We start from the raw sequence: 23745 nt of genomic DNA, 5'->3' as shown, positions 1-23745 counted from the left end.
CATAAAAACTTCTATTATAAGGAGATAAAATAATGTCGAATAGAATCTTCACATCGGAATCGGTCACCGAAGGGCATCCCGACAAAATCTGCGACCAGATTTCGGACGCGGTGCTCGACAATCTCATCGCGCGCGACAAGGGCGCCCGCGTGGCTTGCGAGACGATCGTTTCGACGGGCATGGTCGTCATTATGGGCGAAATCTCGACGAATACCTATGCCGACATCCCGGGCATCGCCAGAGAGACGATCAGAGAGATCGGCTATGTCGACCCGGAGCTCGGCTTTGATTATAAGGGCTGCGCGATCCTGACCTCGATCAAGGAGCAGAGCCCGGACATCGCCATGGGCGTCAACAGCGCCTTTGACGACGCCAACGAAGAGGGCGCCGGCGATCAGGGCATGATGTTCGGCTTCGCCTGCGACGAGACGCCGGAGTATATGCCCGCGCCCATCTCCATGGCGCACGCGCTGTCGCGGCGGCTGTCACAGGTCAGAAAGTCCGGCGAGCTCAATTTCCTGCGGCCGGACGGCAAGAGCCAGGTCACCGTGGAATACGACGGCAGCGGCAATATTGTCAGCGTTCCGGCCGTCGTCGTCTCGGCGCAGCACAACCCCGATGTCGATATCAAGAACCTGCGGGAGAGCATCATCGAGTGCGTTATCAAGCCGACGATACCGGCGCAGCTGATCACCAAGGATACGCAGATCTTCGTCAATCCGACCGGGCGCTTTGTCACCGGCGGGCCTGTCGGCGACTCCGGTCTGACGGGCCGCAAGATCATCGTCGACACCTACGGCGGCTACGCCAGCCACGGCGGCGGCGCGTTCTCGGGCAAGGACCCGACAAAAGTGGACCGCAGCGCCGCTTACATGGCCAGATATGTCGCCAAGAACATTGTCGCGGCGGGGCTGGCGAAGGCGTGCCAGATCGAGGTTGCCTATGCCATCGGCGTGGCTTGCCCCGTCTCTGTCCTTGTGGACACCCGTGGGACGGGCGTTATTCCCGACGAGAGGATCGAGGAGATTGTCGGCAAGCTGTTCGACTTGCGTCCCAGCAAGATCATTTCCTACCTGGGGCTTTTGAACCCGCTGTACCGCCAGGTCGCAGCTTACGGTCACTTCGGGCGCAACGACCTGGACCTGCCGTGGGAGCGGCTGGATATGGTGGACAAGATCAAGGCCAGCGTGTAAATCCCACCTCCTGTGACCCGTTGATGGGGCTGCGCGCCGTCCCTGTGCGTTGAATTGGGTTGGCAAGGGCAGGGCCCTTGCCGTACCAGACGGGGGACCTGGGGCGAAGGGCCGCCCAGCAGGCCATAAGAGGCGTGGGGGTCCGTGACGGACGCTCTTATGGCGCTGCTTGTCGTCCGAGATAGGGACCGACGGCGGGCCGGGTCGTCCCGCCCTACGAAATGCCGCAACGCGGAGTGGGGGCTTGCTCTCGCTGTTCTTGTGCGGTGGGGCGCCGACAGGAGTTCCCTCCTTCAGTCGCCTGCGGGCGACAGCTCCCTCGTCTGAGGGAGCCTTGGAATTGGGAACGGCGGGCAATTCGTGAATCGCCCTTACAGGGGCTGATACACAGCGGCGCGGCACAGGAGACAATCCTCAGTCGGCTCCGCCGACATAGCCTTTGCTAAAGGAGCCTTACGGGGACGGCGGCCATCGGCCGTCCGGGTTTGTTGGCGCGGCGGTGATCTGTGGGGAAGGACCGACGGGGCGATGTGGGCATCGCCCCCTACGAGGGATTCGACAGGAAAACAGGCTTGTATTTGATGAAAAAGGGCTTCTATTGGATGGTTTGGGGCTGACTTTGAACGAAAACAGCCTTGTAAAGCTTTGATAAGAGGCTGGAGTGACGCGGTATTTGCCTTGATATGTTACGAGAGTATTAAGCGTTTTGTGCTTGAAAAGCTGTCAAAGTGTTGCGGTTACTGGATAATCGGTTTTTAAAAATCTCGATTGGGACTATATTTATATTTTAAAAAACGCCGATCGGGGTTGTTTGTCGCTTTTTGTCGAATGAGTATGCGGGCGGGCACGCGGCTTTCTTATAACGGGAAAAGCACGCTCAGTATGCTATACTGAGCGTGCCGGACGAGGGGAGCATACTGCTGCCGACGCCGCGGCTGAGGGCGCGGAGAGCGCCGGGGATGACCAGAAACTTCCTGAGAATTTGGAAATCCGTTGGTACCGGCGGGTATTGTTTTCGACAGTTTAATATCGTATAATACATGAAGGGCGGTTCTTGGATCGCCCCTATGGATTTTTGGTTAAATCCAGGTCACAACAAATTACAAATGAGGTAAAACGATATATGAATGACGGCACGTTCAATCGCCGGAAGCCGCCCGCGCGTCATATGGACCCTTATCACAGGCGGGAGGAGCCCGCGGTGCAGGACGACCCCGTGGCGGAGGGCGTCATCGAAGGGCGCAACGCCGTCATTGAGGCGCTCCGCGCGGGGCGGCCGATCGACAAGGTGTTTATCGCCAGGGGAGAGACGGACGCCACGCTGGGACACATCGCCGCAAAGGCGCGGGACGCCGGCGCCGTCGTTGTCGAAGCGGATAAAAGAAAGCTGGACGCCATGAGCGCGACCCATGCCCACCAGGGCGTTATCGCGCTGGCCTCCGTCAAATCTTACGTAAGCATCGAGGAGATATTGCAGCTGGCGAAGGACAGGGGCGAAGCGCCGCTGGTCGTCGTCTGCGATGAGATTTCTGACCCGCACAACCTGGGCGCCGTGATCAGGACCGCCGAATGCGTCGGCGCGCACGGCATCGTTATCCCCAAACGGCGCAGCGCCGGAATGACGGCCATCGTCTCGAAGACGTCGGCCGGCGCCGTCGAGCACATGGCTATTGCCCGCGTGGCGAACATTACAGCGGCGCTGCAGGAGCTCAAAAAGGCCGGGGTGTGGATCTACGGCGCGACGAGCGCCGGCAACAACGGGCTGTGGGATACCGATCTCACCGGGCCCGCCGCCATTGTCATCGGCTCGGAGGGCGGGGGGATGAGCCGCCTCGTCGAGGAGAGCTGTGATTTCAGGCTCAGAATTCCCATGGTGGGGAAAATTTCGTCGCTCAATGCCTCGGTTTCGGCGTCCGTCATACTGTACGAGGCGCTGCGGCAGAGAAGCGCAAAGAAATAGTGAGCAAGACTGAGGAGAGGAGTGGATGTCCATGGCGCCTGACGAGCTGAACACCGAATCCGGCAGGGAATACGACGCATACCCCGCATCGGAAAATGACGGCACGTATACCGACGACGACGGACAAGCCGTTGATTTTACAGACGACGACTTCACTCTTGAATCGATTCTGGCGGAATACAAGGGGACGGCCTATATCGACGGCGACAAGAAAACGCCGGCCGCCGTCCTCCAGGAAAGGACGAACCGGATCGTCTCGGAGGTCACGGGGAAAACCGGACGGCTGCCGGAACCGGCCGAGGTGCAGGCAGCGCCTGTTCAGGTAAAGGAAAAGACGACTGAGATACCCGAGCCTCAGAGAATCGTCAATGCCATGAGCGCCGCCTACGAGGCGCAGAAGGAGAAGAACGCGCAGCCGCCCAAGGCGCCCTCCGGCGACGTTATCGCTTTCGACAAGTACAGGTACTCCTCCGCCGACACGGAGGCGGAGATCGCCGCGGAGGTCGAAAAATCGATCGAGGCGCAGACGCAGCTGGAACAGGAGACGAAAAAATCCACCAGGAGATTTTTCGGCCTGTTCGGCAGAAGCACCAACCGGTATGACGATGACGCTGACGAGGAGTTTGAAGAATACTTTGACGAACCGGAACCCGAACCGGAGCCTGAGCCCGAACCCGAGGAGGAAATCATCGAGGAGCCGGACTTCCGCCAGGCGATCAAAACCTTTGCCGAGGGGTGCAACAGGTATTCACTGCGAAGCTTTGTGAGCATGGTGCTCTCCGTCGTCATGGCGATATTGACGCTCGTTTTCCAGGCCGGCGTCAATTTCCCGTTCGGCGTGGGCGACAATAAGCTCGTCTTTACGGGCATTCTGCTGATCTTCCTGTTTATTGTGATGATGCTGAGTATCGACAAGCTGCTCAAGGGCATCACCGACTTTTTCACCAAGGGCCCCGGTCTTGAGTCCCTCAACCTCATGTCGTGCCTGGCCACAGCGGCGGCCGCCATCTACAGTATTGCCGCAAGGGACGATTCGGCGGGTATGCCGTACTGCGTCGTCTCGGCCTTTTCGCTGACATTTATGCTGTGGGGAGAGAAGATCTATTACAGAGCGCTCACCGAGACAATGAAAACAGTGACGTCGGTAGCCTCTCCATACGGCGTCGTCGCCGAGATGCTCCCGGAGATGGACAAGACGGTCATTAAAAAGGCCACGAACAGAACAGCCGGGTTTTACAACAATCTGATTCAGGCGGACATCGGCGAAACAGCCTATAAATATGCCTCGCCTATTCTGATGGTCGCTTCGATAGCGCTCGGCTTCTACGCCTCTGTGGGTCATGGGCTGCCACAGCACATCCTGCACAATATCGCCGCCGTTATGGCGGCCGCCGCCCCGTTTTCCGCCATGATGACCTTTGCCGTGCCTTTTAATTCGGTAGCGCGGCGGGCGCGGAAGTCCGGCGCCGCCGTGGCCGGCTGGGGCGGCGCGGACGAGCTGTACTATTCCGACGGTGCCAGTATCACGGACGAGGACCTTTTTCCAGCCGGAACGGTCACACTCGGCGGCATCAAGATTTTTGAAGAGGTTGCGCCGGAAAAGGCGCTCCGGTATACGGCCAGCCTGATTATCGCGTCCAATTCCGGTTTGTCGAAGCTCTTCGGCGAGCAGCTGTCCAGAAACGGTATGACGCTCATGCGCGTCGAGGACTTCGACTGCTACGAGGGCGGCATCGGCGGGACGATCCGACAGGAGCGCGTTATCGCCGGCTCGGCGGCGTTCATGAACCTGATGGGTATCCGTATCCCGGCCAGCCTCAATATGAAAAACGCCATCTTCACCGCCGTCAACAAAAAGCTGATTGCCGTTTTTGCCATCAACTACGTACCTGTTAAATCCGTGCAGAACGCGCTCCTCGCCATTCTCCGCTACCGCGTCAAGCTGTTCTTCGCCGTGCGGGACTTCAATATCACGCCCGTCATGCTCGAGCAGAAATACAAGGTCCCGGTGGACGACGTGGAATACATACCGATCCGGGAGTCCTATGACATCTCCGACGCCACAAAGCACGAGGCCAAGCGTGTGTCCGCTGTGCTGACGCGCGAAGGGCTCGGGCCCTTTTCGGAAGCAATCACCGGCGGCCGGCGTCTCCGGACCACGTCGCTGATCGCTACCATTTTCTCTCTTGTATCCGCTGTCTTCGGCATGCTCTTAATGTTCACAATTTGCTGGACCGGAGCGTACGCGTCGGCCAGTGCCGGCAATCTGCTGCTGTATATGATGTCGATGCTGCTGGCTGTTTTAGTCGTCGCGGGGTTTGCAAAATACAGGCAATAAACGTTAACTCCCTGTTAAAGCTGTATGAAAATTGTGTTGTGTTTTCCCTGTTATTAGTATATAATTTTGAAGATAAGTTTATATAAGGGAGAGTGTAACAACAGCTATGACCTATGCCACCGAGAAAATTCGCAATATAGCCCTTTTGGGACATGGGAGCAATGGCAAGACCAGTCTTGCCGAGAGCATGCTCTTTTTAACAGGCGGAACAGACAGACTCGGTAAAATCGCAGATGGCAATACCGTGGGCGATTCCGAGGCAGAGGAGATCAAGCGCCAGATTTCGATTTCACTGGCAACGATGTATGCTGAATATAAAGATTGCAAAATCAACATTCTCGACACGCCGGGCTATTTCGATTTCGCCGGCGAAGTGGCTGAGGCGCTCCGTGTCGCCGATGCCGGCGTCGTTGTCTGCGGCGCAAAGGACGGGTTGACTGTCGGCGCGGAAAAAGCTTGGCGCTATTTAGCGGAGCGCAAGCTGCCAAGAGCCATATACGTTTCAAAAATTGACGAAGAAAACGGCAACTATAAAGATGTTTACACCGCGTTTCGTGAAAAATACGGAACTTCCGTTTGCCCGATGATTGCGCCAATCGTCAATGATGCCGGTAAGGTAGAAGGTATTGTTGACCTTATTTACAAAAAAGCGTTTACAATAGAAAATGGCAAAAGTAAAGAAATAGAAATTCCTGCCTCAATGACAAGCAGGCTTGAAGTATTATATACGGCCGTCAACGAGAGTGTCGCCGAAACGAGCGAAGCCCTCATGGAAAAGTATTTCTCCGGCGAAGAGTTTACGACAGAAGAGATCATCAGCGGATTGAAAACAGGCGTCAAAGAGCTGACGCTGTTCCCGGTGTTCGGCGGCTGCGCCTTGAGCGGTCTTGGCACGCGCACGCTGCTTGACACCGTCGTTGATCTGTTCCCTTCGCCGCTGGAAGGACGAAAAGAGGAATCCGCTGAGGGCACGGCCATTGAAGCAAACCCTAATGGACCTACTTGCGCGATCGTCTATAAGACATTATCGGATCAATACGGAAAATTCAGCATTTTCAAAGTACTCTCCGGCAGGCTGGCCGTGGATATGACGCTGGTGAATACACGCACCGGCTCTCAGGAGAAAATAGGACATATCTACAAGCTGCAGGGCAAAAAGAGCGTCGAGGTCAAGGAAGTGGTCTGCGGCGACATTGGCGCGGTATCGAAGCTGTCCGACACAAAGACGGGCGATACCCTCTGCGACCCCAAAAATCTCGTGACGGCAGCGGGCATTGATTTCGATCCGCCGTGCTACTCCATGGCAATTGCGCCGAAGACGAAAGGGCAGGAGGATAAAATTGCCTCCGGTCTCACAAGGCTTGCGGAAGAAGACCTGACATTTACGGTCATCAACAACGCGGAAACGAAGCAGATGGTTCTGTCCGGGGCCGGAGATATCCAGCTGGATGTGCTCTGCGCCAAGCTGAAGGACAAGTTCGGCGTCGAGGTCGTTCTGGCCCCCGCCCGCGTGGCCTACCGCGAAAAAATCCGCAAAAAGGTGCAGGTCAGGGGCCGGCACAAAAAGCAATCCGGCGGCCACGGCCAGTTCGGCGACGTCGTTATCGATTTCGAGCCGGGCACGGAAGAGGAGCTGGTCTTTGCCGAGAATGTCTTCGGCGGCAGCGTGCCGAAGAACTTTTTCCCGGCGGTGGAAAAGGGACTGCGCGACAGCATCCAGAAAGGTATCCTCGCCGGTTACCCGATGGTGTACCTGAAGGCCACTCTGGTCGACGGCTCCTATCATCCCGTCGATTCGTCGGAAATGGCGTTCAAAACGGCGGCGCAGCTGGCTTATAAGGAGGGCATCCCTCAGGCCAATCCCGTCATTCTCGAGCCGATCGGTTATCTGAGCGTGACCATTCCAGACACCTACATGGGCGATATTATGTCCGACCTGTCCAAGCGCCGCGGCAGCCCGATGGGCATGAACCTCAACGCCGACGGCATGCAGGTCGTGGAGGCCGAGGTGCCCATGGGCGAGATGTCGAGCTATGCCATCGATCTGCGCTCCATGACGCAGGGGAGAGGCTCGTTTACACTCCGCTTTGAGCGCTACGAGGAAGCGCCGGCCGTTGTCCAGCAGAAGATCATCGAAGAGGCCAAGGCTTTGAATGAAGCGGAGTAAAAGTATCCATACATGAAAACGACGCGGGCGGGCAGGAAAAATCATTGCCGGAGGAAATCCGGCAAATGATCTTTACCCTGACCGCCCGTTGAAGTTCATCGGCAAAACCACAGTGAGAGGAGTGACGCGTCATCGGCTGGCTGAACGATATCTGGGCAAAGCTCAATGAAAGCATCGCCGGAAATCCCGCCGGATTTTTCTCATATTTTACGCTGGTCATCCGGTTTGTGCTGCCGGTGCTTGCCGTGATCATCGTCTGGCGCACGGTGAAGTCCCTCCTGATGGATGATTACGACTATGAAGCGTGGGGCTATCTCAGCCTGCCCAACGGCGCCAGAATCACCCTCAATCACTGGGAGAACATCATCGGCCGGTCGAAGGCCTCGGACGTCTATATGGAATATCCGACGCTGTCGAGAAGCCACGCGGCGCTCATCCGGGACAATAAAGGCCGGTGGCAGCTTTACGATCTGGGCTCAAAAAGCGGCGTTTTGTTAAACGGCGTTCCGGTAAGGAACCGCGCGCCCGTCAAAAACGGCGATATCCTCACGATGGGCGGCGTCGAGCTCGTCTTTTTCACCATCAGCCATCCGGAGCAGGCGGCTATAGAACACGAGAGAAAACGGCCGGGGAAAGTCGTCAGGCCGTTTGGGACGCTGCTGTTCCTGATGCTGTTCCAGGTCGCGCTGGGCCTCCAGCTCTGTATTTCCATGGATGCGGCACTGCCGCCGGCGGTGCCGGTATCCTTTGTCGCGCTCATCGCGCTCACCTGGCTGTGTTATATCCTGACGCGGACGCTGCGCCGGGTGGCCTTTGAGGTGGAGACGCTGGCCTTCTTCCTCTGCTCGGTGGGGCTGGCGGTCACGGCGTCCGCCGCGCCGGGCGACCTGTACAAACAGATCGGGTTCATACTTGCCGGCATTTGCCTCTATTTTTTGATCGGCTGGTTTCTCCGGGACCTGGGCAGGGCCGTGAAGCTCCGGTGGCCCATCGCGGTGGCGGGGCTCGTCCTGCTGGCGGTCAACCTGCTGCTGAGCCGGTCGATTTTCGGGGCAAAAAACTGGCTGACCATCGGCGGCGTGACGTTTCAGCCGTCGGAGTTTGTCAAGCTCGCGTTTGTCTTTGCCGGCGCCGCCACTCTGGACAGGCTCTTTGCTAGGCGCAATCTCATACTTTTCATCGCCTATTCCGGCATTTGCGTCATGGCCCTGGCCGTGATGGGAGACTTTGGTACGGCGCTTGTGTTCTTTGTGGCCTACCTCACCATTTCCTTTATCCGCTCCGGCGACCTGGCGACGGTTTTTCTCAGCATCGGGGGCGCCGGACTTGCCGGCTTTATGGCCATCACGCTGAAAGCGCATGTGGCGGAGCGATTTGCCACCTGGGGCCATGTCTGGCAGGAGGTCAACGGCAGCGGCTTTCAGCAGACGCGGACGATGATGGCATCCGCCAGCGGCGGCCTCTTCGGCGTTGGCGCCGGCAACGGCTGGTTTAAGCATATCTTTGCCGCCGACACGGACATGGTTTTCGGCATGGTCAGCGAGGAGCTCGGCCTCATTGTCGGCGTCGTCGTCATTTTCGCGCTGCTGGCGCTGGCGTTCAACGCCGTCCGGGCAGCGTCAACGGCGCGCAGCTCGTTTTATGTGATCGGCGCCGGCGCGTCGGCCGCCATACTCCTGTTCCAGATGATTCTCAATGTCTTCGGTTCCCTGGACATTTTGCCGTTTACCGGCGTTACGCTCCCGTTTGTCTCCAAAGGCGGGTCCAGTCTCATCGCCTGCTGGGGGCTGCTGGCGTTTATCAAGGCCATTGATACGCGCAAAAACGCCAGCTTCGTGGTCAGAACGCCGAACAACGTCAGCAAAAAGGAGCAGCGCCTGCAGGAAAAGCAGCGTCCGGAGGAAGACGATGACGACGGAGAGTTCGATGATTTCGAGCCGGAATTCGACGATGACGACTATGATTTCAGCCGGGACTTTGATTTCGGCGACGTCTTTGACAAAGACGATGAATAGACGTCCAAAACAGAGAAAGGCGGCGGCAGAAAAATGAAAAGGGTCGGCAACCGCTCCCGGGCGCTTTTGCTTCTTGTGCTTATCGTGCTGGCGGGGCTGTCGTTTTACATCTTCAGGCTGCTGGGGAGCGGCCGCACCTGGGCCTCCTATCCATCCAACCAGACGGTATACTCCGGCGGCGTCCTGAAGCTTGGCACCGTCCTGGACAGAAACGGGCTCGTCCTTTCCACGATGACGGACGGAAAGCGGACATACGCCGAGGACAAGACGGTGCGCGCCGCGACGCTGCACGCCGTCGGGGACCTCAGCGGCAATATCGGCACGGGGGCACTGTCCCAATTTGCGTCCAGGCTCATTGGCTATAATTTTCTGACGGGTGCCTATTCCAGGACCGGCGAGGGGAAGGACCTCCGCCTGTCGATCGACGCCGACCTCAATGTGGCGGCGTACAAGGCGCTGAACGGCAGAAAGGGCGCTGTCGGCGTTGTGAACTACAAGACGGGCGAGATCCTCAGCATGGTTTCGTCGCCGTCGTACGATCCGCTGAACGCGCCGGACTTCAGCGCCAATCCCGATAAATACGAGGGCGTTTTCATCAACAGATTCTTGTCCAGCGCCTACACGCCCGGTTCCACGTTCAAGCTCGTCACGCTGGCGGCGGCGATCGAAAACCTGCCCGATCTCTACGACAGGGTATTTGACTGCGAAGGCAGCCTGAAGGTCGGCGGCGACATTGTCAACGACACGGGCAAGCACGGCAAGATCGGCATCGAGGACGCGCTGGCTGTGTCCTGCAACGTCGCCTTCGCCCAACTGGCGCTGGACCTGGGGGCCGACACGCTGAACAAGTACGCGGACAGACTCGGCCTGACGTCCGGCATCGATATCGACGGGATCAAAACGGCTGCCGGCAACTTTACCAAGGCGGTAGCCGGGACGGCGGACCTGGCCTGGTCGGGCATCGGCCAGTATAACGACACGGTCTGCCCGGCCAACATGCTCCGCTACGTTTCCGCCATCGCCAACGGCGGCGTTGCCGTCAATATGAGCCTCATTCATGAGACGGGCCTCAAAGGCCTGCTGCCGGCCGGTTCCCAGCGGCTGCTCAGCAAGGACACGGCGGACAAGATCGCCACCATGATGAACTACGACGTCTACAAGACCTACGGCAAGGACAATTTTCCCGGTCTGGAGCTGTACGCCAAATCGGGCACGGCGGAGGTCGGCGGCGGACAGTCGCCGCACTCGTGGTTCGTCGGGTACATCACGAACAAGGATTACCCCCTGGCCTTTGTCGTCGTCGTGGAAAACGGCGGCTCCGGCGCGCAAAACGCCGGCAAGGTCGCCAACACGGTACTGCAGGCGGCCATCAAAAAGTAGGGCAAGGGCTCTGCCCTTGCCGCAATTGAATAGGGCGAACACAGTTCGCCCCTACGGCATTTTTACAGCGTAGGGGCGAACTGTGTTCGCCTCGTTGTTATGGAAACTCTGTTTTTAATGGTATGTGATCGGACACGGCGGGTCGTTCGGCTTCCCGGATGGGCTGGGTGAGCTACCGCCGCCTCAGCTCTTTTTGCCCGCGTTCGTGACGTAGAGCTTGCCGTTTTCGTCACGTGTCAGGATACTGAGGTCTTCGGCTTTAATATTACCGTCAAAGGGATAGAGCTTTGTGTTAATAACATTGAGCCAATCGCTGACTTTGATGGTGCAGTACGAGCGTCCGTTGAGCTTATCGTTGTAGTTCGCAGGTACGGTTTCAAAATTGATTTTGGCCGCGTCCATTTTGAAAAACTCCTGGGCGAACCATCCCAAATTCAAAGCTGTGAGATCGGTGTCGACGTCATTTATAAAGATATCGATAAGCGCCGATTTCCTAATGGAGGCCTTTTTCTCCAGAATCTGTCCGGCCGCGGCTTTTAAAAATGCCTGCTGCGTCTGGATACGGCCAATATCGCCGGTCGACCAGACGTCTTCGCGCGCGCGTACCAGCTGAAGCGCCTTGTTTCCGTCGAGAAGCTGTGGGCCGGCCTTCAGATCAATCAGGAGATTCTGCGAGGGGTCTTTGTAATACATATCCTTCGGCACATCGAAATAGACGCCGCCGATTCCGTTGACGAGCTTGGAAAACGCGTCAAGGTCTACCTTGACATAAAAATCTACCTCATAACCTAAAATATCCGTCAGGCCCTCGAGGACTCTGTCTATTCCGCCGTTTGCGTATAAGGTGTTTGCTTTCTTTGTAGGCCAGGAGACATTAACGAGCGTGTCGCGCGGTATGTTGACGACATTCAATGTATAGTTTTTATCATCGAAGGTGGCAACCATCATCGTATCCGAGTTGCCGTTGCCGTCGTCCATCCCCAGGATGACAAATGTGTATTTTGTCTTATCTCTGTTCGGTGCTTCCGCCGGATCACCGGAGGCGGCCGCCACCACATTTGGATTACCAGGCTTTGGCGCTGGGTTTACCGGAGGCGGCTTAATGCCAAGCCTGAGCACGACATAAATGATCATCAAAGCAACCCAGATGATAAATAATACCGCAAAAAATATTTTGAAGGTTCTTATCGATCTCTTTCTTTTTGCGGCCGTTCTCGTAGCACTTGGATCTTCATTTATTTCATTACTGCCGCAATTCGGAGAAGGCGTTTGGTTTCGCTGACTGCCCATGGCGTACCGTCCGTTTTTCCTATTGCCGGATATTTTCATATCTTAATCCCTTTTTACTGCGCACGGTAGCCGCGCCGGGTGGCGCGTAAAATCGAGCGTCAGCGAGATTTACGCCGAGGCGAAGTTTATTTGCCCGGCAGATTTAATCATAATTCGCCCCGCGCGGCCTGCGGCGTGGGGAAACGGGTGGGTCACTGAAAATGCACGTGGTTGTTGATGTGGTCGATGCAGAAGCAGTGGTAGCCGTTGCAGCGGGAGCAGTAGCGGAATTCGAGATTCGGGAACTCGGCGTCCGTTTTGCCGCAGACGGCGCATTTGTGCCGGTAGGGGTGCGCGGAGTCCTCCCGCCGCTTTTGCCGGGCGGCCTTCCTGAAATTGATGGCCTGCTTCGAGGACCGGGCCTTATAGGGCCGGATGAGCCGGATCAGATCGTCGCCGCAGAAGAGCAGGACGTTCAGGGTGGCGACGATCGGCAAAAGCGCGCTCCAGTAGCGGCCCGCTATTGCCATGGCGACGATCTGAATGGCAAAATAAGCCGCGTCGATGAGCGCCAGCCATTTGATTTTAATCGGAATAATAAAGAACAAAAGGACGCGCTGCTCTGGAAACAGCACGGCAAAGGCGAAGAACATGGACAGGTTCAGATAGCTTGCGTCCAGCATCGGAAATGTTCTCCCGCCGCTGATGAGCCAGACGGCGAAAGCGTAGACAATGCTGAGCAGGAAACCGAAAATATAAAAAATCGTAAATTTTGCCGTACCCCATTCGCGCTCCAGCGTCACGCCGATGAAATAATAGAAATACAGCATCAGCGCCGTGAAGAACAGCGACGACAGACCCAGGGAGCCTGTGGCCGAGGGTAAGAACAGCCAGGTGACGAGCCGCCAGACTTGTCCGCTCAGAATAGCGCTTGGATCAAAAACCAGAAAATATGCGAAGGTATGCGTCGTATCCAGCGCGGAAAGCAGGTAAACAGCGGCGTTGCCGATGATGATATAGAGCATCAGCCGCGGGATGCCGAAGCGGCGGTGCGTCAGACAAAATTTATCCACTGCTCTGATAAAAGCCCTCAAAATGATTCCTCCATGACGGAATTACAAAGAAATTATTCCCTGTAATTATTCCATTATATAGTATAACATGTTTTCGGCATTTATCGGTACCTGTTCATCAAAAATTTAAGAAAAAAAGTTATTTTAAAAAAGCTTGCAAATCGTGGTATCCCGTGTTAATATATCTAAGCGTCTATCGAAAAGGGGCCGGTTTGGGCCCATGCGTAGACATCTGTTGTATCATCTGGGCGGTCCGCTGCAGACGGAGCAGGAAGGCTCTTTGCAAGAACGTCTTATGTGAAGGGAGGATATAGAATGGATCTCGTCAAAATTCTCAGCGAGCGGTATATGAAGCCCGAGCTCCCCGAAATGAACGTCGGCGACACCGTGCGGGTAACTGTGCGCGTCAAGGAAGGCAACCGCGAGAGAAATCAGGCTTTTGAGGGCACCATCATTGCCAAAAAGCACGGCGGCATCAATGAGACGATCACCGTCCGCCGCATTTCCTATAACGTGGGCTGTGAAAAGGTTTTCCCCGTCCACTCGCCGTCCATCGTCTCTGTCGAAACAGTCCGAAAGGGCAAAGTTAGAAGAGCGAAGCTGTATTATATCAGAAATCGCGTCGGCAAGCAGGCCAAAGTCAAGGAAAGACTCTGAGCCAAAAATCAGAATTTGCAAAAAAAGAGGCTCAAGCCTCTTTTTTTATTTTTACGACAGTGTATAATCACGGGGGAGACCTCCGTAAAATCAGACGGGCGAGGTGAAAGCCATGGACGACGGAGAACTGAACAAAGACACCGGAAAACCAACCGGCGGCGGCGACGCTGTTGCATCGCGCATGGAGCTGTACGACTGGGTCCAGTGCATCGTCACGGCGGTGCTGTGCGGCATTTTGATTTTTGTTTTTATCGGCCGCATCGACGGCATCAAGGGGCCGTCCATGATGCAGACGCTCCAGGACGGCGACAGGGTTATCCTCTCGAACCTGTTCTTTACGCCCAAATACGGCGATATCGTCTTCGTCAAAACGGAGGCCTACGGCGACACGCCCATTGTCAAGCGCGTCATCGCCACCGGCGGACAGACTATCGATATCGATTTTACCCAGGGCGTCGTCTACGTGGACGGCAAGGCCCTGCAGGAGGACTACACAAATACCCCCACGACGCTCCGGGAGGATTTCAGCGGCCCTGTCACCATTCCGGACGGATACGTTTTCGTCATGGGCGACAACAGGAACGACTCTCTCGACAGCCGCAGCGGCGCGGTGGGCCTTGTGGACACGCGCCAGATCCTCGGCAAAGTTCTTTTTGTCCTGATCCCGGGAATAAATACTGACGGTACGCGCCATTGGGACCGGATAGGCTCCGTTTACAAATAGATATCCCCGGAGCGAAGAATGACAAATATTATAAAAAAGGGGCGCGCGTCTCTTTTTTTTGAGCCCAATTTGTGTATAATCATATAAAGGCCTATGGGCAGAGCGAAAAAGGGGTTTAGCGAATGGACGATAAAGACTTGGAAAAAGACCTTGACTATGACCTGTACGAGATGAAGTACGGCATCGATCTGAGGTCCGGGCCCGGGGAAGACGACTCGGAGGCCGACGGCAAGCAGCCGGCAGCGCCCTCGGAGAAGAAGGACAACAGCTCGGCCAGGATGGAGCTGTACGATTGGCTCCAGTGCATTGTCTCCGCCATTTTATGCGGCATACTGATATTCGTCTTCATCGGCAGGGTCATCGGCGTGGACGGCGAATCCATGCTCCAGACGCTGCAGGACAAGGACAAGGTCGTCATGTCGGATATTTTTTACAAGCCCCGGTACGGCGACATCGTCGTTATCAAGACGGAAGCCTTCGGCGGCACGCCGATCGTCAAGCGCGTTATCGCCACCGCCGGCCAGACCATCAATATCGACTTTCAGACAGGGGCCGTCAGCATCGACGGCAAGGTCATAAAGGAAGACTATATCAACGCCCTGACCCACGATCCCGAGGATTTTCAGGGGCCGCTCACCGTGCCGGACGGCTGCATCTTCGTCATGGGCGATAACCGCAACGCCTCCACGGACAGCCGCAGCAAAATGGTCTCGCTGGTGGACACCCGGCAGATTCTCGGCAAGGTTTTGTTCGTGCTGATTCCCGGCGTCAACCAGGACGGCACCCGCTCCTGGGACAGAATCGGCTCAGTCTACAGGACGAAAGCGTCGTAGCCATGCGGGAAGAAATCAACATTCAATGGTTTCCGGGCCACATGACAAAGGCCCGGCGTATGATCGCCGAGCAGGTGAAGCTCGTCGACGCCGTCTGCGAGATCATCGACGCGCGGATACCGATATCCAGCAGGAACCCGGACCTGGACGAGCTGACAGGGGACAAGCCCCGCCTCGTCATCATGAACAGGACGGACCAGGCCGACCCGGAAGCGACGAAACGCTGGTCGGCTTACTACAGGGCCCGGGGGCTCGCCGTTCTGGAGACGGACGCCAAAAGCGGCAAGGGCACCTCCGAATTCGTTTCGGCGGTCAGGACGCTGCTGAAAGAAAAAATCAAAGCCTACGAGGCCAAGGGACAGGCCGGCCGTGTCCTGCGCCTGATGGTCGTCGGAATACCGAACGTCGGCAAGTCGTCTTTTATCAACAGGATCGCCGGGCGCCGGGCGGCGGAGGCCTCCGACAGGCCGGGCGTCACCCGGGGCCGCCAGTGGATCACCATCGGCGCGGGGCTGGAGCTTCTGGATACGCCGGGCATTCTGTGGCCGAAGTTTGAAAGTCAGACCGTTGGGGAAAATCTGGCGTTTACGGGTGCCGTGAAGGACGATATTTTAGACAGGGAAGGCCTCGCCGCCAACCTGATGGCAATACTCCGGGAGACATCTCCCCAAAAGCTGGCCGAGCGGTATAAAATTGAGCTTCCGGCTGAAAAGAGCGGTTACGACCTTTTGGGCGCCGCCGCTAAAAAACGCGGGTTTTTACTGCCGGGCGGCGTACCGGACACGGAGCGCATGGCCGCCGTGCTGCTGGACGAGTTCCGGGGCGGAAAGCTGGGGCGGATCACGCTGGAAAGGCCGGGGACAGAGACGGCGGGCGGCGAATAGCCGCTCCTACGAAACAACTTGCGATTGCATGCGGTTTGAATGTAAGGGGCGAGGCACATGACACAAGAAATGGACTGGTGGGCATTTGAGAGAGTGTTCGCCGCGGACGGCTGGCGCGTTGTGTGCGGTGTGGACGAGGCCGGGCGGGGCTGTCTGGCCGGACCGGTTTTCGCGGCGGCGGTCGTTCTTCCCTTCGGGCTGGAGATCGACGGGCTCAACGATTCAAAGCTTCTGACACCTTTAAGGCGCGAAGCTCTTTTCGACGTCATCACTGAAAAGGCTGTTACATACGCCGTTGCGTCGGCCAGCGCGGCGGAGGTGGACGCGGTAAACGTATTAAACGCCACGTTCTTGGCCATGAACAGGGCCGTGGAAAAGCTCTCGCCCCAGGCGGAGCTTGTGCTGGTTGACGGAAACCAGGCCAAGGGCATACAATATCTCTGCCGGACGATCGTCGGCGGCGACGGCAAGTCGGCTTCCATCGCCGCGGCCTCCATTCTGGCCAAGGTCACAAGGGACAGATACATGCGGCGCCTTTCCGCGGAGTATCCGGAGTATATGTTCGAGCAGCACAAGGGCTACGGGACGGTGCTCCATTACGAAATGCTCCGGAAATACGGCCCGTCGTCCGTCCACAGGCAGACCTTTCTCAAGAAAATGCATTGACGCGCCGGCGAGAATGTATTAAAACGGAGGACCGCCGTGAATACGAAAATACAGGGGCGCTGGGGCGAGGCGCTTGCGCTCGATTATCTCCGGCGGAAAAAATACGAGGCCGTCGGCATGGGCTACAGAACACGGTACGGCGAAATAGACCTCATCGTGAAAAACAGGGAGTTCATTGTTTTTGCCGAGGTCAAGCTCCGGAAAAGCGATAAATTTGCCCAGGCGCGGGAATTTGTCGACAGAAGCAAGCAGGAGCGCCTGAGAAAGACGGCGGCGCTGTGGCTTTGCGAGCACGAGACGGCGCTTCAGCCGCGCTTTGACGTTATAGAGATTTACGCCCCCTACGGCACGGAAACAAGGCTGCCGACGATCAATCATATCGAGAACGCCTTTTAAAAACCGCGAAAGGACTTTTGCCAATGCAGTATCGGAGTACCAGAGACAAATCCATTAAAATGACGTCCGCCCAGGCCATCGCGCAGGGGCTGTCCAGGGACGGCGGCCTGTTCGTGCCGGAATCGTTCCCCTTTTTTCCGACGGGAATGCTGGAGCGTATGACCGTATTGCCCTACGTCGAGCGCGCCGTGACCATCATGAAGCTGTTCCTCGACGACTTCACTGAAAACGAATTGCGGGACTATGCCGCCAAGGCGTACGGCTATCCGAATTTCGACCATCGCGACGTGGCGCCCGTTGTCAAGACGGCCGAGCATACGTCTTTCCTGGAGCTCTGGCACGGGCCGACTTGCGCGTTCAAGGACGTTGCGCTCCAGATGCTGCCGCACCTTTTGTCCGCCTCGCTGGATAAGACGGGGGAGACGAAGGACGCCTGCGTTCTGGTGGCCACCTCGGGCGATACCGGAAAAGCGGCGCTGGAGGGCTTCTGCGACGTGCCGCGCACGAAGATCATGGTGTTCTATCCCGAGGACGGCGTCTCCGATGTGCAGAAGCTGCAGATGACGACGCAGCAGGGCGGCAACGTGGGGGTGGCTGCCGTCACCGGCAATTTTGACGATGCGCAGACCGGCGTCAAAAAGATTTTCTCCGACGAAAAAATGCGCGAGCGCCTGAACGCCCGCGGTTATTTTCTCTCCTCGGCAAACTCCATCAACTGGGGGCGCCTCCTGCCGCAGATGGCGTACTACGTGTCCGCCTACTGCGATATGGTCAAATCCGGGGACATCGCCATGGGGGATAACATCAATTTCTGCGTGCCCACCGGAAATTTCGGAAATATCCTGGCCGGCTATTATGCAAAAAAAATCGGGCTGCCGATCGGCAGGCTCATCTGCGCGTCCAACTGCAACGATGTGCTGACGGAATTTATTGAAACGGGCGTCTATAACAGGAACAGGGCCTTTATGACCACGATCTCGCCGTCTATGGACATCCTCGTCTCCAGCAATCTGGAGCGGCTGCTCTTTGACCTGTCCGGCGGCGACGACGCGCGCGTTGCCTCTTACATGAAAGCGCTGCCCGACGAGGGCCGGTATACTGTTTCCGGGGAGATCATGAACGGCGTCAAAAGCCATTTCAGCTGCGGAAGATGTTCCGACGCGGAGACGAAGGCCACAATCCGCGAGATGTATAAAAAGGAGCATTATCTGATCGACACGCATACGGCGGTGGCCTATAATGTCCTGCAAAGCTACAGAAGCAAAACGGGGGACATGACCAAAACGGTGGTGGTCTCCACGGCCAGCCCCTTTAAATTCTGCGACAGCGTCCTCGAGGCCCTTGGCGAGAACACGACGCTCAGCGGCCTGGACCTTATCGACCGGCTCGCCACGTTTACAGGCGTCCGGGCGCCGGAGCCGCTCAGGACGCTCCGAGGAAAGGCCGTGCGGTTCAGCGAAAGCTTTTCCAAAGATAAAATGCCTGACGTTGTCGAGCAGTTTCTGGCCTGAGGCTGCGCGCCGCCGCGGGCACCGACAAATTCGTCGGGGATGGCGCGCCGCCATCCCCGATTCAAGTCATTCCCTTTATAATATATCGTTAAAAAGCCGTGGGACGCGGCGCGAACGTGCCGCAGAAAGTCTCTGTCTTTTTCACCGCGCTGGGCGCTTCTACACTGATGCTGTCCGCAAAGCACCTGTTGTCGTGGCCGTGAAATTTGCAGTTCACAACCTCGCAGCCCACGCCGTAAAGGACGTCGCTTTTCTTACTGTCGGTCATGTGAATTCTCCTTTTTAGAAAATTTAAGCCGGTCGGCAGTGCGCAATTATAGTATCTTCCGGCCCACGGTCATTTATTATTGAAGGATTTGTTGAAAATGGCACTGTACGCTATTGGCGATCTGCACCTGTCGCTGAGCGCCGATAAACCGATGGACGTGTTCGGCGGCAACTGGGAAAATTACGTGCATAAAATAAAGGAAGGCTTTTCCGTTCTCGGCGCGGCCGACACCTGCGTTATCTGCGGCGATGTGACGTGGGGCATGACGCTGGAGGAAAGTCTGGAGGATTTCAAATACATTGATTCGCTGCCGGGGAAAAAGATCATACTAAAAGGCAACCACGATTACTGGTGGACGACGGTGACAAAGGCAAAGACTTTTTTCAACAAACACGGCATCACGTCGATTGATATACTGAACAACAACAGCTTTATCGTTGACGGCGCCGCGGTCTGCGGGACAAGAGGCTGGTTTTTCGAGGAGGAATCCGGCGCGCCCCATGACAAAAAGATCATGGCGCGGGAGGTTGGCCGTCTCGAAACCTCGCTGTCCTCCGCCGCCGGCCCGGAGGAGAAGATTTGTTTCCTCCATTACCCGCCCGTCTATAAAAATTATATATGCCGGGAGATCATTGACCTGATGAAAAGACATGGCGTCAAAAGCTGCTGGTACGGGCATATCCACGGCGCGGGCCACAGGCACGCCGTGACCGGTTTTTTTGACGGTATCGACTATCATATGATTTCGGCGGATTTCGTGAACTTTATCCCGGCAAAAGTTTGTTAAAAGCAAATGAAATCATTGCAAATTGTTAATCAACCTGATAAAATACCTAAAGTATGCCTATTATGCAACGTATTCGTAGGAGGAAATCATTTTGAACGTAACAAGCTGCGAAAAAAAAGACAACAAAACAGCGGAACTGACCGTCGCCGTCACCACCGAGGAATTTGACAAAGCGCTTGAGGAATCTTACAGAAAGAGTAAAAATCAGATCTCCGTTCCCGGTTTCAGGAAGGGCAAAGCCCCGCGCAAAATTATTGAAAGAATGTACGGCACTTCCGTTTTCTATAACGATGCTTTAGATATCATCCTGCCGTCAGTATGCGGCTTCGGCATTACCGAGTCAGAGCTGAAGACGGTGGGTTATCCGAAAATCCAGGACGTCAGCTTCGGCGACGACAAGTCCGCCACGGTGATATACACCGTCGAGCTGTATCCCGAGGTCACCGTCGAAAATTACAAGGGCATTTCCGCCGTCAAGCCCTCGGCTGTGGTTGAGGACAGCGCCGTCGACAGCGAAATCGCCTCCGTACAGCTCCGCAACGCCCGTATTCAGGCGGCGTCGCGCCCCGCCATTAACGGCGATACGACGATCATCGACTTCGAGGGCTTTGTGGACGGTAAGCCGTTCGAGGGCGGCAAGGGCGAAAATTACGAGCTTGTTCTGGGCTCCAACAGCTTTATCCCCGGCTTTGAAGAGAAAATGCAGGGCATGACGGTAGGCGAGGAGCGCGATCTGGACCTGGAGTTCCCGCAGGAATACCAAGCCAAGGAGCTTGCCGGCAAGGCCGCTGTCTTTAAGGTAAAGCTTAACGAGCTCAAAGAGAAGATTCTGCCGGAGCTGGACGACGAGTTTGCCAAGGACGTCTCAGAATTCGATACGCTGGAGGAATACAAAAACAGCATCAGAGAAAAGCTGACGGCGGAAAAGAAGGAAGAAGCCGAAAAAGGCTTTGAGGACGCCGTGCTGACCAAGCTTGCCGATACTATCACGACCGAGCTGCCCGAGTCCATGATTGAGGAGTTCGTCGACAACCAGGTGGACGGCTTTAAACGGCAGCTGTCCCAATACGGCATGGAAATCGGCATGTATCTCAACATGATGGGCACCAACGAGGAGGGCTTCCGCCAGAGCATGCGCCCCAACGCCGAAAAGCAGATTAAGATCACCCTGGCGCTGGAGAAGATCGCCGAGGTCGAGAAAATCGAGCCTTCGGACGACGAGATCGAGAAATATTACGAGGAAGCGTCCTCGAGATACGGCGTCGAGCTGACCGTTGCAAAGGAGTCCATCGCCAGGGAGTCCGTCGTCCACGAGCTGCGTTTACGCGCGGCGTCAAAGCTCGTTGTCGACAGCGCCGTCGCCGAGGAAGCGCCGGCCGAACCGGCACCCGAAGAAGCAGCCCCGGCGAAGGAGCCTGCCAAGGAGAAGAAAACAACAAAAAAAGCCAAGACAGAGGAGAAACCGGCCGCGGCTGAGGCGGAAGCCGGCGCGGCCCCGGCGGAAGAGGCGCCGGCGGAGAAGAAAACGGCAAAAAAGACCGCAGCCAAGAAGGCTCCGGCCGCCGAAAAGAAAGATGAATAAATTGTAAAACTATGTTTGCGCAGCCCAAGAGTTGGATATTATCATTGACATCACTACAAGATATTGTTATGATACGATTATATTATGTAAACAAAAGGAGTTGAACATCATGAGCTTAGTACCATATGTTGTCGAACAAACATCACGCGGTGAGCGTTCTTACGATATATTTTCGAGACTGCTCAACGACAGAATCGTCTTTCTCGGCGAGGAGGTCAATGACACGACGGCAAGTCTTGTCGTGGCGCAGCTTTTGTATCTCGAAGCGCAGGACCCGGACAAAGACATCCAGTTTTATATCAACAGCCCCGGCGGCTCCGTCTCGTCGGGTCTGGCCATCTACGACACCATGCAGTATATCAAGGCGGATGTTTCGACGATCTGTATCGGTCTGGCCGCAAGCATGGGCGCGTTCCTGCTGGCGGCGGGGGCGAAGGGCAAGCGCATCGCACTTCCCAATTCCGAAATTATGATTCATCAGCCGTCCGGCGGCTTCAGAGGCCAGGCGACCGATATCCAGATCCATGCCGAAAACATTCTGCGCACAAAGGAAAGACTCAATAAGATTCTCGCCGACAATACCGGCAAACCGATCGACGTCATCCGCGACGCCACGGAGCGCGACAAGTTCATGACAGCCGACGAAGCAAAGGAATTCGGCCTCATCGACAACGTGATTTTTAAGCGTTAGGAGTTAAACCCATGGCAAAATATGACGATAACAAGATCGTTCGCTGCAGCTTTTGCGGCAAGCGGCAGGATCAGGTGAACCGCATCATCGCCGGTCAGGGCGCGTCCTATATCTGTAACGAATGTATCGCGCTCTGCACGAGCATCCTCGGAGACGAGTTCGTCCCGATGAAAATCGTCCGTTCGGGCGAATCCGGAGACACCGTGGAGCGCCTGCCGCGCCCGCAGGAAATCCGTGCTGTGCTGGACGATTACGTCATCGGTCAGGAATTGGCAAAAATATCACTGTCCGTCGCCGTCTATAACCACTACAAACGGATCTATTACGGCGGCAACAGCGAAACCGAGCTGCAGAAGTCGAACATTCTGATGATCGGCCCCACGGGCGTCGGCAAGACCTTTCTCGCGCAGACGCTGGCCAAGTTTTTGCAGGTCCCGTTCGCCATTGCGGACGCCACGACGCTGACGGAAGCCGGCTATGTGGGCGACGACGTTGAGAATATCCTGCTGCGGCTCCTGCAGGCGGCGGATTTCGATGTGGAGCGCGCCCAGCGCGGTATCATCTATATCGACGAAATCGACAAGATCGCGCGCAAGAGCGAAAACACCTCCATCACGCGCGATGTCTCCGGGGAGGGCGTGCAGCAGGCACTTTTAAAGATTCTGGAGGGCACGGTTGCCAACGTCCCGCCCCAGGGCGGCCGGAAGCATCCCCACCAGGAGTTCATCAGCATTGACACGACAAATATCCTGTTCATCTGCGGCGGCGCGTTCGACGGTATCGAGCGCATCATCGAAAACAGGATGGATAAGAAGACCATCGGCTTCGGCGCGGAGATCAAAAGCAAAAAAGAGAAGAACGTGGGCGAGATACTCAAAAACGTTCAGTCTCACGACCTGCTGAAATTCGGCCTCATTCCCGAGCTTGTGGGCCGGCTGCCCATTATTACGACGCTGCAGTCCCTGGACCGGGCGGATCTGATCCGGATACTCAAGGAGCCCAAGAACTCTCTGACCAAGCAGTATACCGTTCTTTTAAGCTACGACAACGTCACGCTTGAATTCAATGACGACGCGCTGGGCGCCATCGCCGACAAGGCGCTGGAAATGGAAATCGGCGCGCGCGGCCTGCGCAGTGTGATGGAGGGCATTATGATGAACATCATGTACGAGGTGCCCTCGGACGGCAAGATCGAGCGCGTCGTCATCACGAGCGAAAGCGTGCTGGGTCTAGAACCGCCCCGGATCGTCCACCGGCCCAAGCCCCAGATCGATCCGGACGTCAACACCGCATCTTAACGACACTATCAGAGCCGCACATCAGTGCGGCTCTAAAATCATCGCTATTGACA

Annotated in this window: 21 protein-coding genes; 17 read left to right on the top strand and 4 right to left on the bottom strand. The window is 56.4% G+C overall.

All coding sequences use genetic code 11. The features are described 5' to 3' along the window. Positions 1–32: 32 nt before the first annotated feature. From metK to BUB60_RS00700, 4 genes are all read left to right on the top strand, one after another. The gene (metK, locus tag BUB60_RS00715; RefSeq protein WP_073075730.1) at positions 33–1193 is read left to right on the top strand and encodes a methionine adenosyltransferase; all 1161 of its coding nucleotides are present in this window, start codon (positions 33–35) and stop codon (positions 1191–1193) included. A gap of 1123 nt (positions 1194–2316) precedes the next feature. Further along, positions 2317–3153 (top strand): 23S rRNA (guanosine(2251)-2'-O)-methyltransferase RlmB, encoded by an 837-nt coding sequence (gene rlmB, locus BUB60_RS00710; RefSeq protein WP_341444086.1) that lies wholly within the window; start codon positions 2317–2319, stop codon positions 3151–3153. Between the two features lie 25 nt (positions 3154–3178). Next, on the top strand, positions 3179–5491 hold the full coding sequence (locus BUB60_RS00705; RefSeq protein ID WP_073075729.1) for a hypothetical protein: 2313 nt from the start codon (positions 3179–3181) through the stop codon (positions 5489–5491). Positions 5492–5597: 106 nt separating this feature from the next. Next, positions 5598–7658 carry an elongation factor G gene (locus BUB60_RS00700; protein ID WP_073075728.1) on the top strand — a complete coding sequence of 687 codons (2061 nt, stop codon included), beginning with the start codon at positions 5598–5600 and terminating at the stop codon, positions 7656–7658. On the opposite strand, the gene BUB60_RS20485 is transcribed toward BUB60_RS00700, so the two are convergent. Then, complete coding sequence (locus BUB60_RS20485; protein ID WP_242941106.1) at positions 7621–7923, bottom strand: hypothetical protein; 303 nt, start codon at positions 7921–7923, stop codon at positions 7621–7623. The two genes, BUB60_RS00700 and BUB60_RS20485, sit on opposite strands and share 38 nt — an antisense overlap. Here BUB60_RS20485 and BUB60_RS00695 point away from each other — a divergent pair. Then, complete coding sequence (locus BUB60_RS00695) at positions 7904–9673, top strand: FtsW/RodA/SpoVE family cell cycle protein (protein ID WP_242941105.1); 1770 nt, start codon at positions 7904–7906, stop codon at positions 9671–9673. The genes BUB60_RS20485 and BUB60_RS00695 overlap by 20 nt on opposite strands. Before the next feature lie 33 nt (positions 9674–9706). After that, positions 9707–11053, top strand: a complete 1347-nt coding sequence (locus tag BUB60_RS00690; protein WP_073075726.1) for a penicillin-binding transpeptidase domain-containing protein — start codon at positions 9707–9709, stop codon at positions 11051–11053. A gap of 183 nt (positions 11054–11236) precedes the next feature. On the opposite strand, the gene BUB60_RS00685 is transcribed toward BUB60_RS00690, so the two are convergent. Together BUB60_RS00685 and BUB60_RS00680 are read right to left on the bottom strand one after the other, a co-directional pair. Beyond that, on the bottom strand, positions 11237–12187 hold the full coding sequence (locus BUB60_RS00685) for an LCP family protein (RefSeq protein WP_207650756.1): 951 nt from the start codon (positions 12185–12187) through the stop codon (positions 11237–11239). A 347-nt stretch (positions 12188–12534) separates the two neighbouring features. Then, positions 12535–13416, bottom strand: coding sequence for a rhomboid family intramembrane serine protease (locus BUB60_RS00680; protein ID WP_242941104.1), 882 nt, complete (start codon positions 13414–13416; stop codon positions 12535–12537). 294 nt (positions 13417–13710) lie between these two features. Between BUB60_RS00680 and rplS the strand changes: the two genes are divergently transcribed. The 7 genes from rplS (at position 13711) to thrC (ending at position 19066) form a co-directional block, all read left to right on the top strand. Further along, positions 13711–14052, top strand: coding sequence for a 50S ribosomal protein L19 (rplS, locus tag BUB60_RS00675; protein ID WP_073075724.1), 342 nt, complete (start codon positions 13711–13713; stop codon positions 14050–14052). 112 nt (positions 14053–14164) lie between these two features. Next, positions 14165–14776: a signal peptidase I gene (gene lepB / locus BUB60_RS00670; protein WP_073075723.1), complete on the top strand. Its 612-nt coding sequence runs from the start codon at positions 14165–14167 to the stop codon at positions 14774–14776. Positions 14777–14898: 122 nt separating this feature from the next. After that, positions 14899–15609, top strand: a complete 711-nt coding sequence (lepB, locus tag BUB60_RS00665) for a signal peptidase I (protein ID WP_242941103.1) — start codon at positions 14899–14901, stop codon at positions 15607–15609. 2 nt (positions 15610–15611) lie between these two features. After that, entirely contained in the window at positions 15612–16493 is an 882-nt protein-coding gene (ylqF, locus tag BUB60_RS00660) for a ribosome biogenesis GTPase YlqF (protein WP_073075722.1), read from the top strand. A 57-nt stretch (positions 16494–16550) separates the two neighbouring features. Further along, complete coding sequence (locus BUB60_RS00655; protein WP_073075721.1) at positions 16551–17159, top strand: ribonuclease HII; 609 nt, start codon at positions 16551–16553, stop codon at positions 17157–17159. 36 nt (positions 17160–17195) lie between these two features. Beyond that, positions 17196–17555 (top strand): YraN family protein, encoded by a 360-nt coding sequence (locus BUB60_RS00650; protein ID WP_073075720.1) that lies wholly within the window; start codon positions 17196–17198, stop codon positions 17553–17555. A 23-nt stretch (positions 17556–17578) separates the two neighbouring features. Beyond that, entirely contained in the window at positions 17579–19066 is a 1488-nt protein-coding gene (gene thrC, locus BUB60_RS00645) for a threonine synthase (protein ID WP_073075719.1), read from the top strand. An 88-nt stretch (positions 19067–19154) separates the two neighbouring features. On the opposite strand, the gene BUB60_RS00640 is transcribed toward thrC, so the two are convergent. After that, on the bottom strand, positions 19155–19334 hold the full coding sequence (locus BUB60_RS00640) for a DUF1540 domain-containing protein (RefSeq protein WP_073075718.1): 180 nt from the start codon (positions 19332–19334) through the stop codon (positions 19155–19157). Positions 19335–19431: 97 nt separating this feature from the next. Between BUB60_RS00640 and BUB60_RS00635 the strand changes: the two genes are divergently transcribed. From BUB60_RS00635 to clpX, 4 genes are all read left to right on the top strand, one after another. Beyond that, entirely contained in the window at positions 19432–20121 is a 690-nt protein-coding gene (locus tag BUB60_RS00635) for a metallophosphoesterase (RefSeq protein WP_073075717.1), read from the top strand. A gap of 91 nt (positions 20122–20212) precedes the next feature. After that, complete coding sequence (gene tig, locus BUB60_RS00630) at positions 20213–21703, top strand: trigger factor (protein ID WP_073075716.1); 1491 nt, start codon at positions 20213–20215, stop codon at positions 21701–21703. Positions 21704–21812: 109 nt separating this feature from the next. Next, on the top strand, positions 21813–22394 hold the full coding sequence (gene clpP / locus BUB60_RS00625; RefSeq protein WP_073075715.1) for an ATP-dependent Clp endopeptidase proteolytic subunit ClpP: 582 nt from the start codon (positions 21813–21815) through the stop codon (positions 22392–22394). Between the two features lie 11 nt (positions 22395–22405). Beyond that, the gene (clpX, locus tag BUB60_RS00620; protein WP_073075714.1) at positions 22406–23692 is read left to right on the top strand and encodes an ATP-dependent Clp protease ATP-binding subunit ClpX; all 1287 of its coding nucleotides are present in this window, start codon (positions 22406–22408) and stop codon (positions 23690–23692) included. The last annotated feature ends 53 nt before the right edge of the window (positions 23693–23745 follow it).

Origin of the sequence: Sporobacter termitidis DSM 10068 (assembly GCF_900130065.1) — a bacterium.
Taxonomy (GTDB): Bacteria; Bacillota; Clostridia; order Oscillospirales; family Oscillospiraceae; genus Sporobacter; species Sporobacter termitidis.
The sequence above is the reverse complement of the archived record's forward strand: the minus strand, read 5'-3'. Positions and strand labels throughout refer to the sequence as shown.

What these genes read in the sequence shown, in the direction of transcription:
- metK (WP_073075730.1), top strand. Translation starts at nt 33, where the DNA reads ATGTCGAATAGAATCTTCACATCGGAATCGGTCACCGAAGGGCATCCC.
- rlmB (WP_341444086.1), top strand. Translation starts at nt 2,317, where the DNA reads ATGAATGACGGCACGTTCAATCGCCGGAAGCCGCCCGCGCGTCATATG.
- BUB60_RS00705 (WP_073075729.1), top strand. Translation starts at nt 3,179, where the DNA reads ATGTCCATGGCGCCTGACGAGCTGAACACCGAATCCGGCAGGGAATAC.
- BUB60_RS00700 (WP_073075728.1), top strand. Translation starts at nt 5,598, where the DNA reads ATGACCTATGCCACCGAGAAAATTCGCAATATAGCCCTTTTGGGACAT.
- BUB60_RS00690 (WP_073075726.1), top strand. Translation starts at nt 9,707, where the DNA reads ATGAAAAGGGTCGGCAACCGCTCCCGGGCGCTTTTGCTTCTTGTGCTT.
- BUB60_RS00685 (WP_207650756.1), bottom strand. Translation starts at nt 12,187, where the DNA reads ATGATCATTTATGTCGTGCTCAGGCTTGGCATTAAGCCGCCTCCGGTA.
- rplS (WP_073075724.1), top strand. Translation starts at nt 13,711, where the DNA reads ATGGATCTCGTCAAAATTCTCAGCGAGCGGTATATGAAGCCCGAGCTC.
- lepB (WP_073075723.1), top strand. Translation starts at nt 14,165, where the DNA reads ATGGACGACGGAGAACTGAACAAAGACACCGGAAAACCAACCGGCGGC.
- lepB (WP_242941103.1), top strand. Translation starts at nt 14,899, where the DNA reads ATGGACGATAAAGACTTGGAAAAAGACCTTGACTATGACCTGTACGAG.
- ylqF (WP_073075722.1), top strand. Translation starts at nt 15,612, where the DNA reads ATGCGGGAAGAAATCAACATTCAATGGTTTCCGGGCCACATGACAAAG.
- BUB60_RS00655 (WP_073075721.1), top strand. Translation starts at nt 16,551, where the DNA reads ATGACACAAGAAATGGACTGGTGGGCATTTGAGAGAGTGTTCGCCGCG.
- thrC (WP_073075719.1), top strand. Translation starts at nt 17,579, where the DNA reads ATGCAGTATCGGAGTACCAGAGACAAATCCATTAAAATGACGTCCGCC.
- BUB60_RS00640 (WP_073075718.1), bottom strand. Translation starts at nt 19,334, where the DNA reads ATGACCGACAGTAAGAAAAGCGACGTCCTTTACGGCGTGGGCTGCGAG.
- BUB60_RS00635 (WP_073075717.1), top strand. Translation starts at nt 19,432, where the DNA reads ATGGCACTGTACGCTATTGGCGATCTGCACCTGTCGCTGAGCGCCGAT.
- clpP (WP_073075715.1), top strand. Translation starts at nt 21,813, where the DNA reads ATGAGCTTAGTACCATATGTTGTCGAACAAACATCACGCGGTGAGCGT.
- clpX (WP_073075714.1), top strand. Translation starts at nt 22,406, where the DNA reads ATGGCAAAATATGACGATAACAAGATCGTTCGCTGCAGCTTTTGCGGC.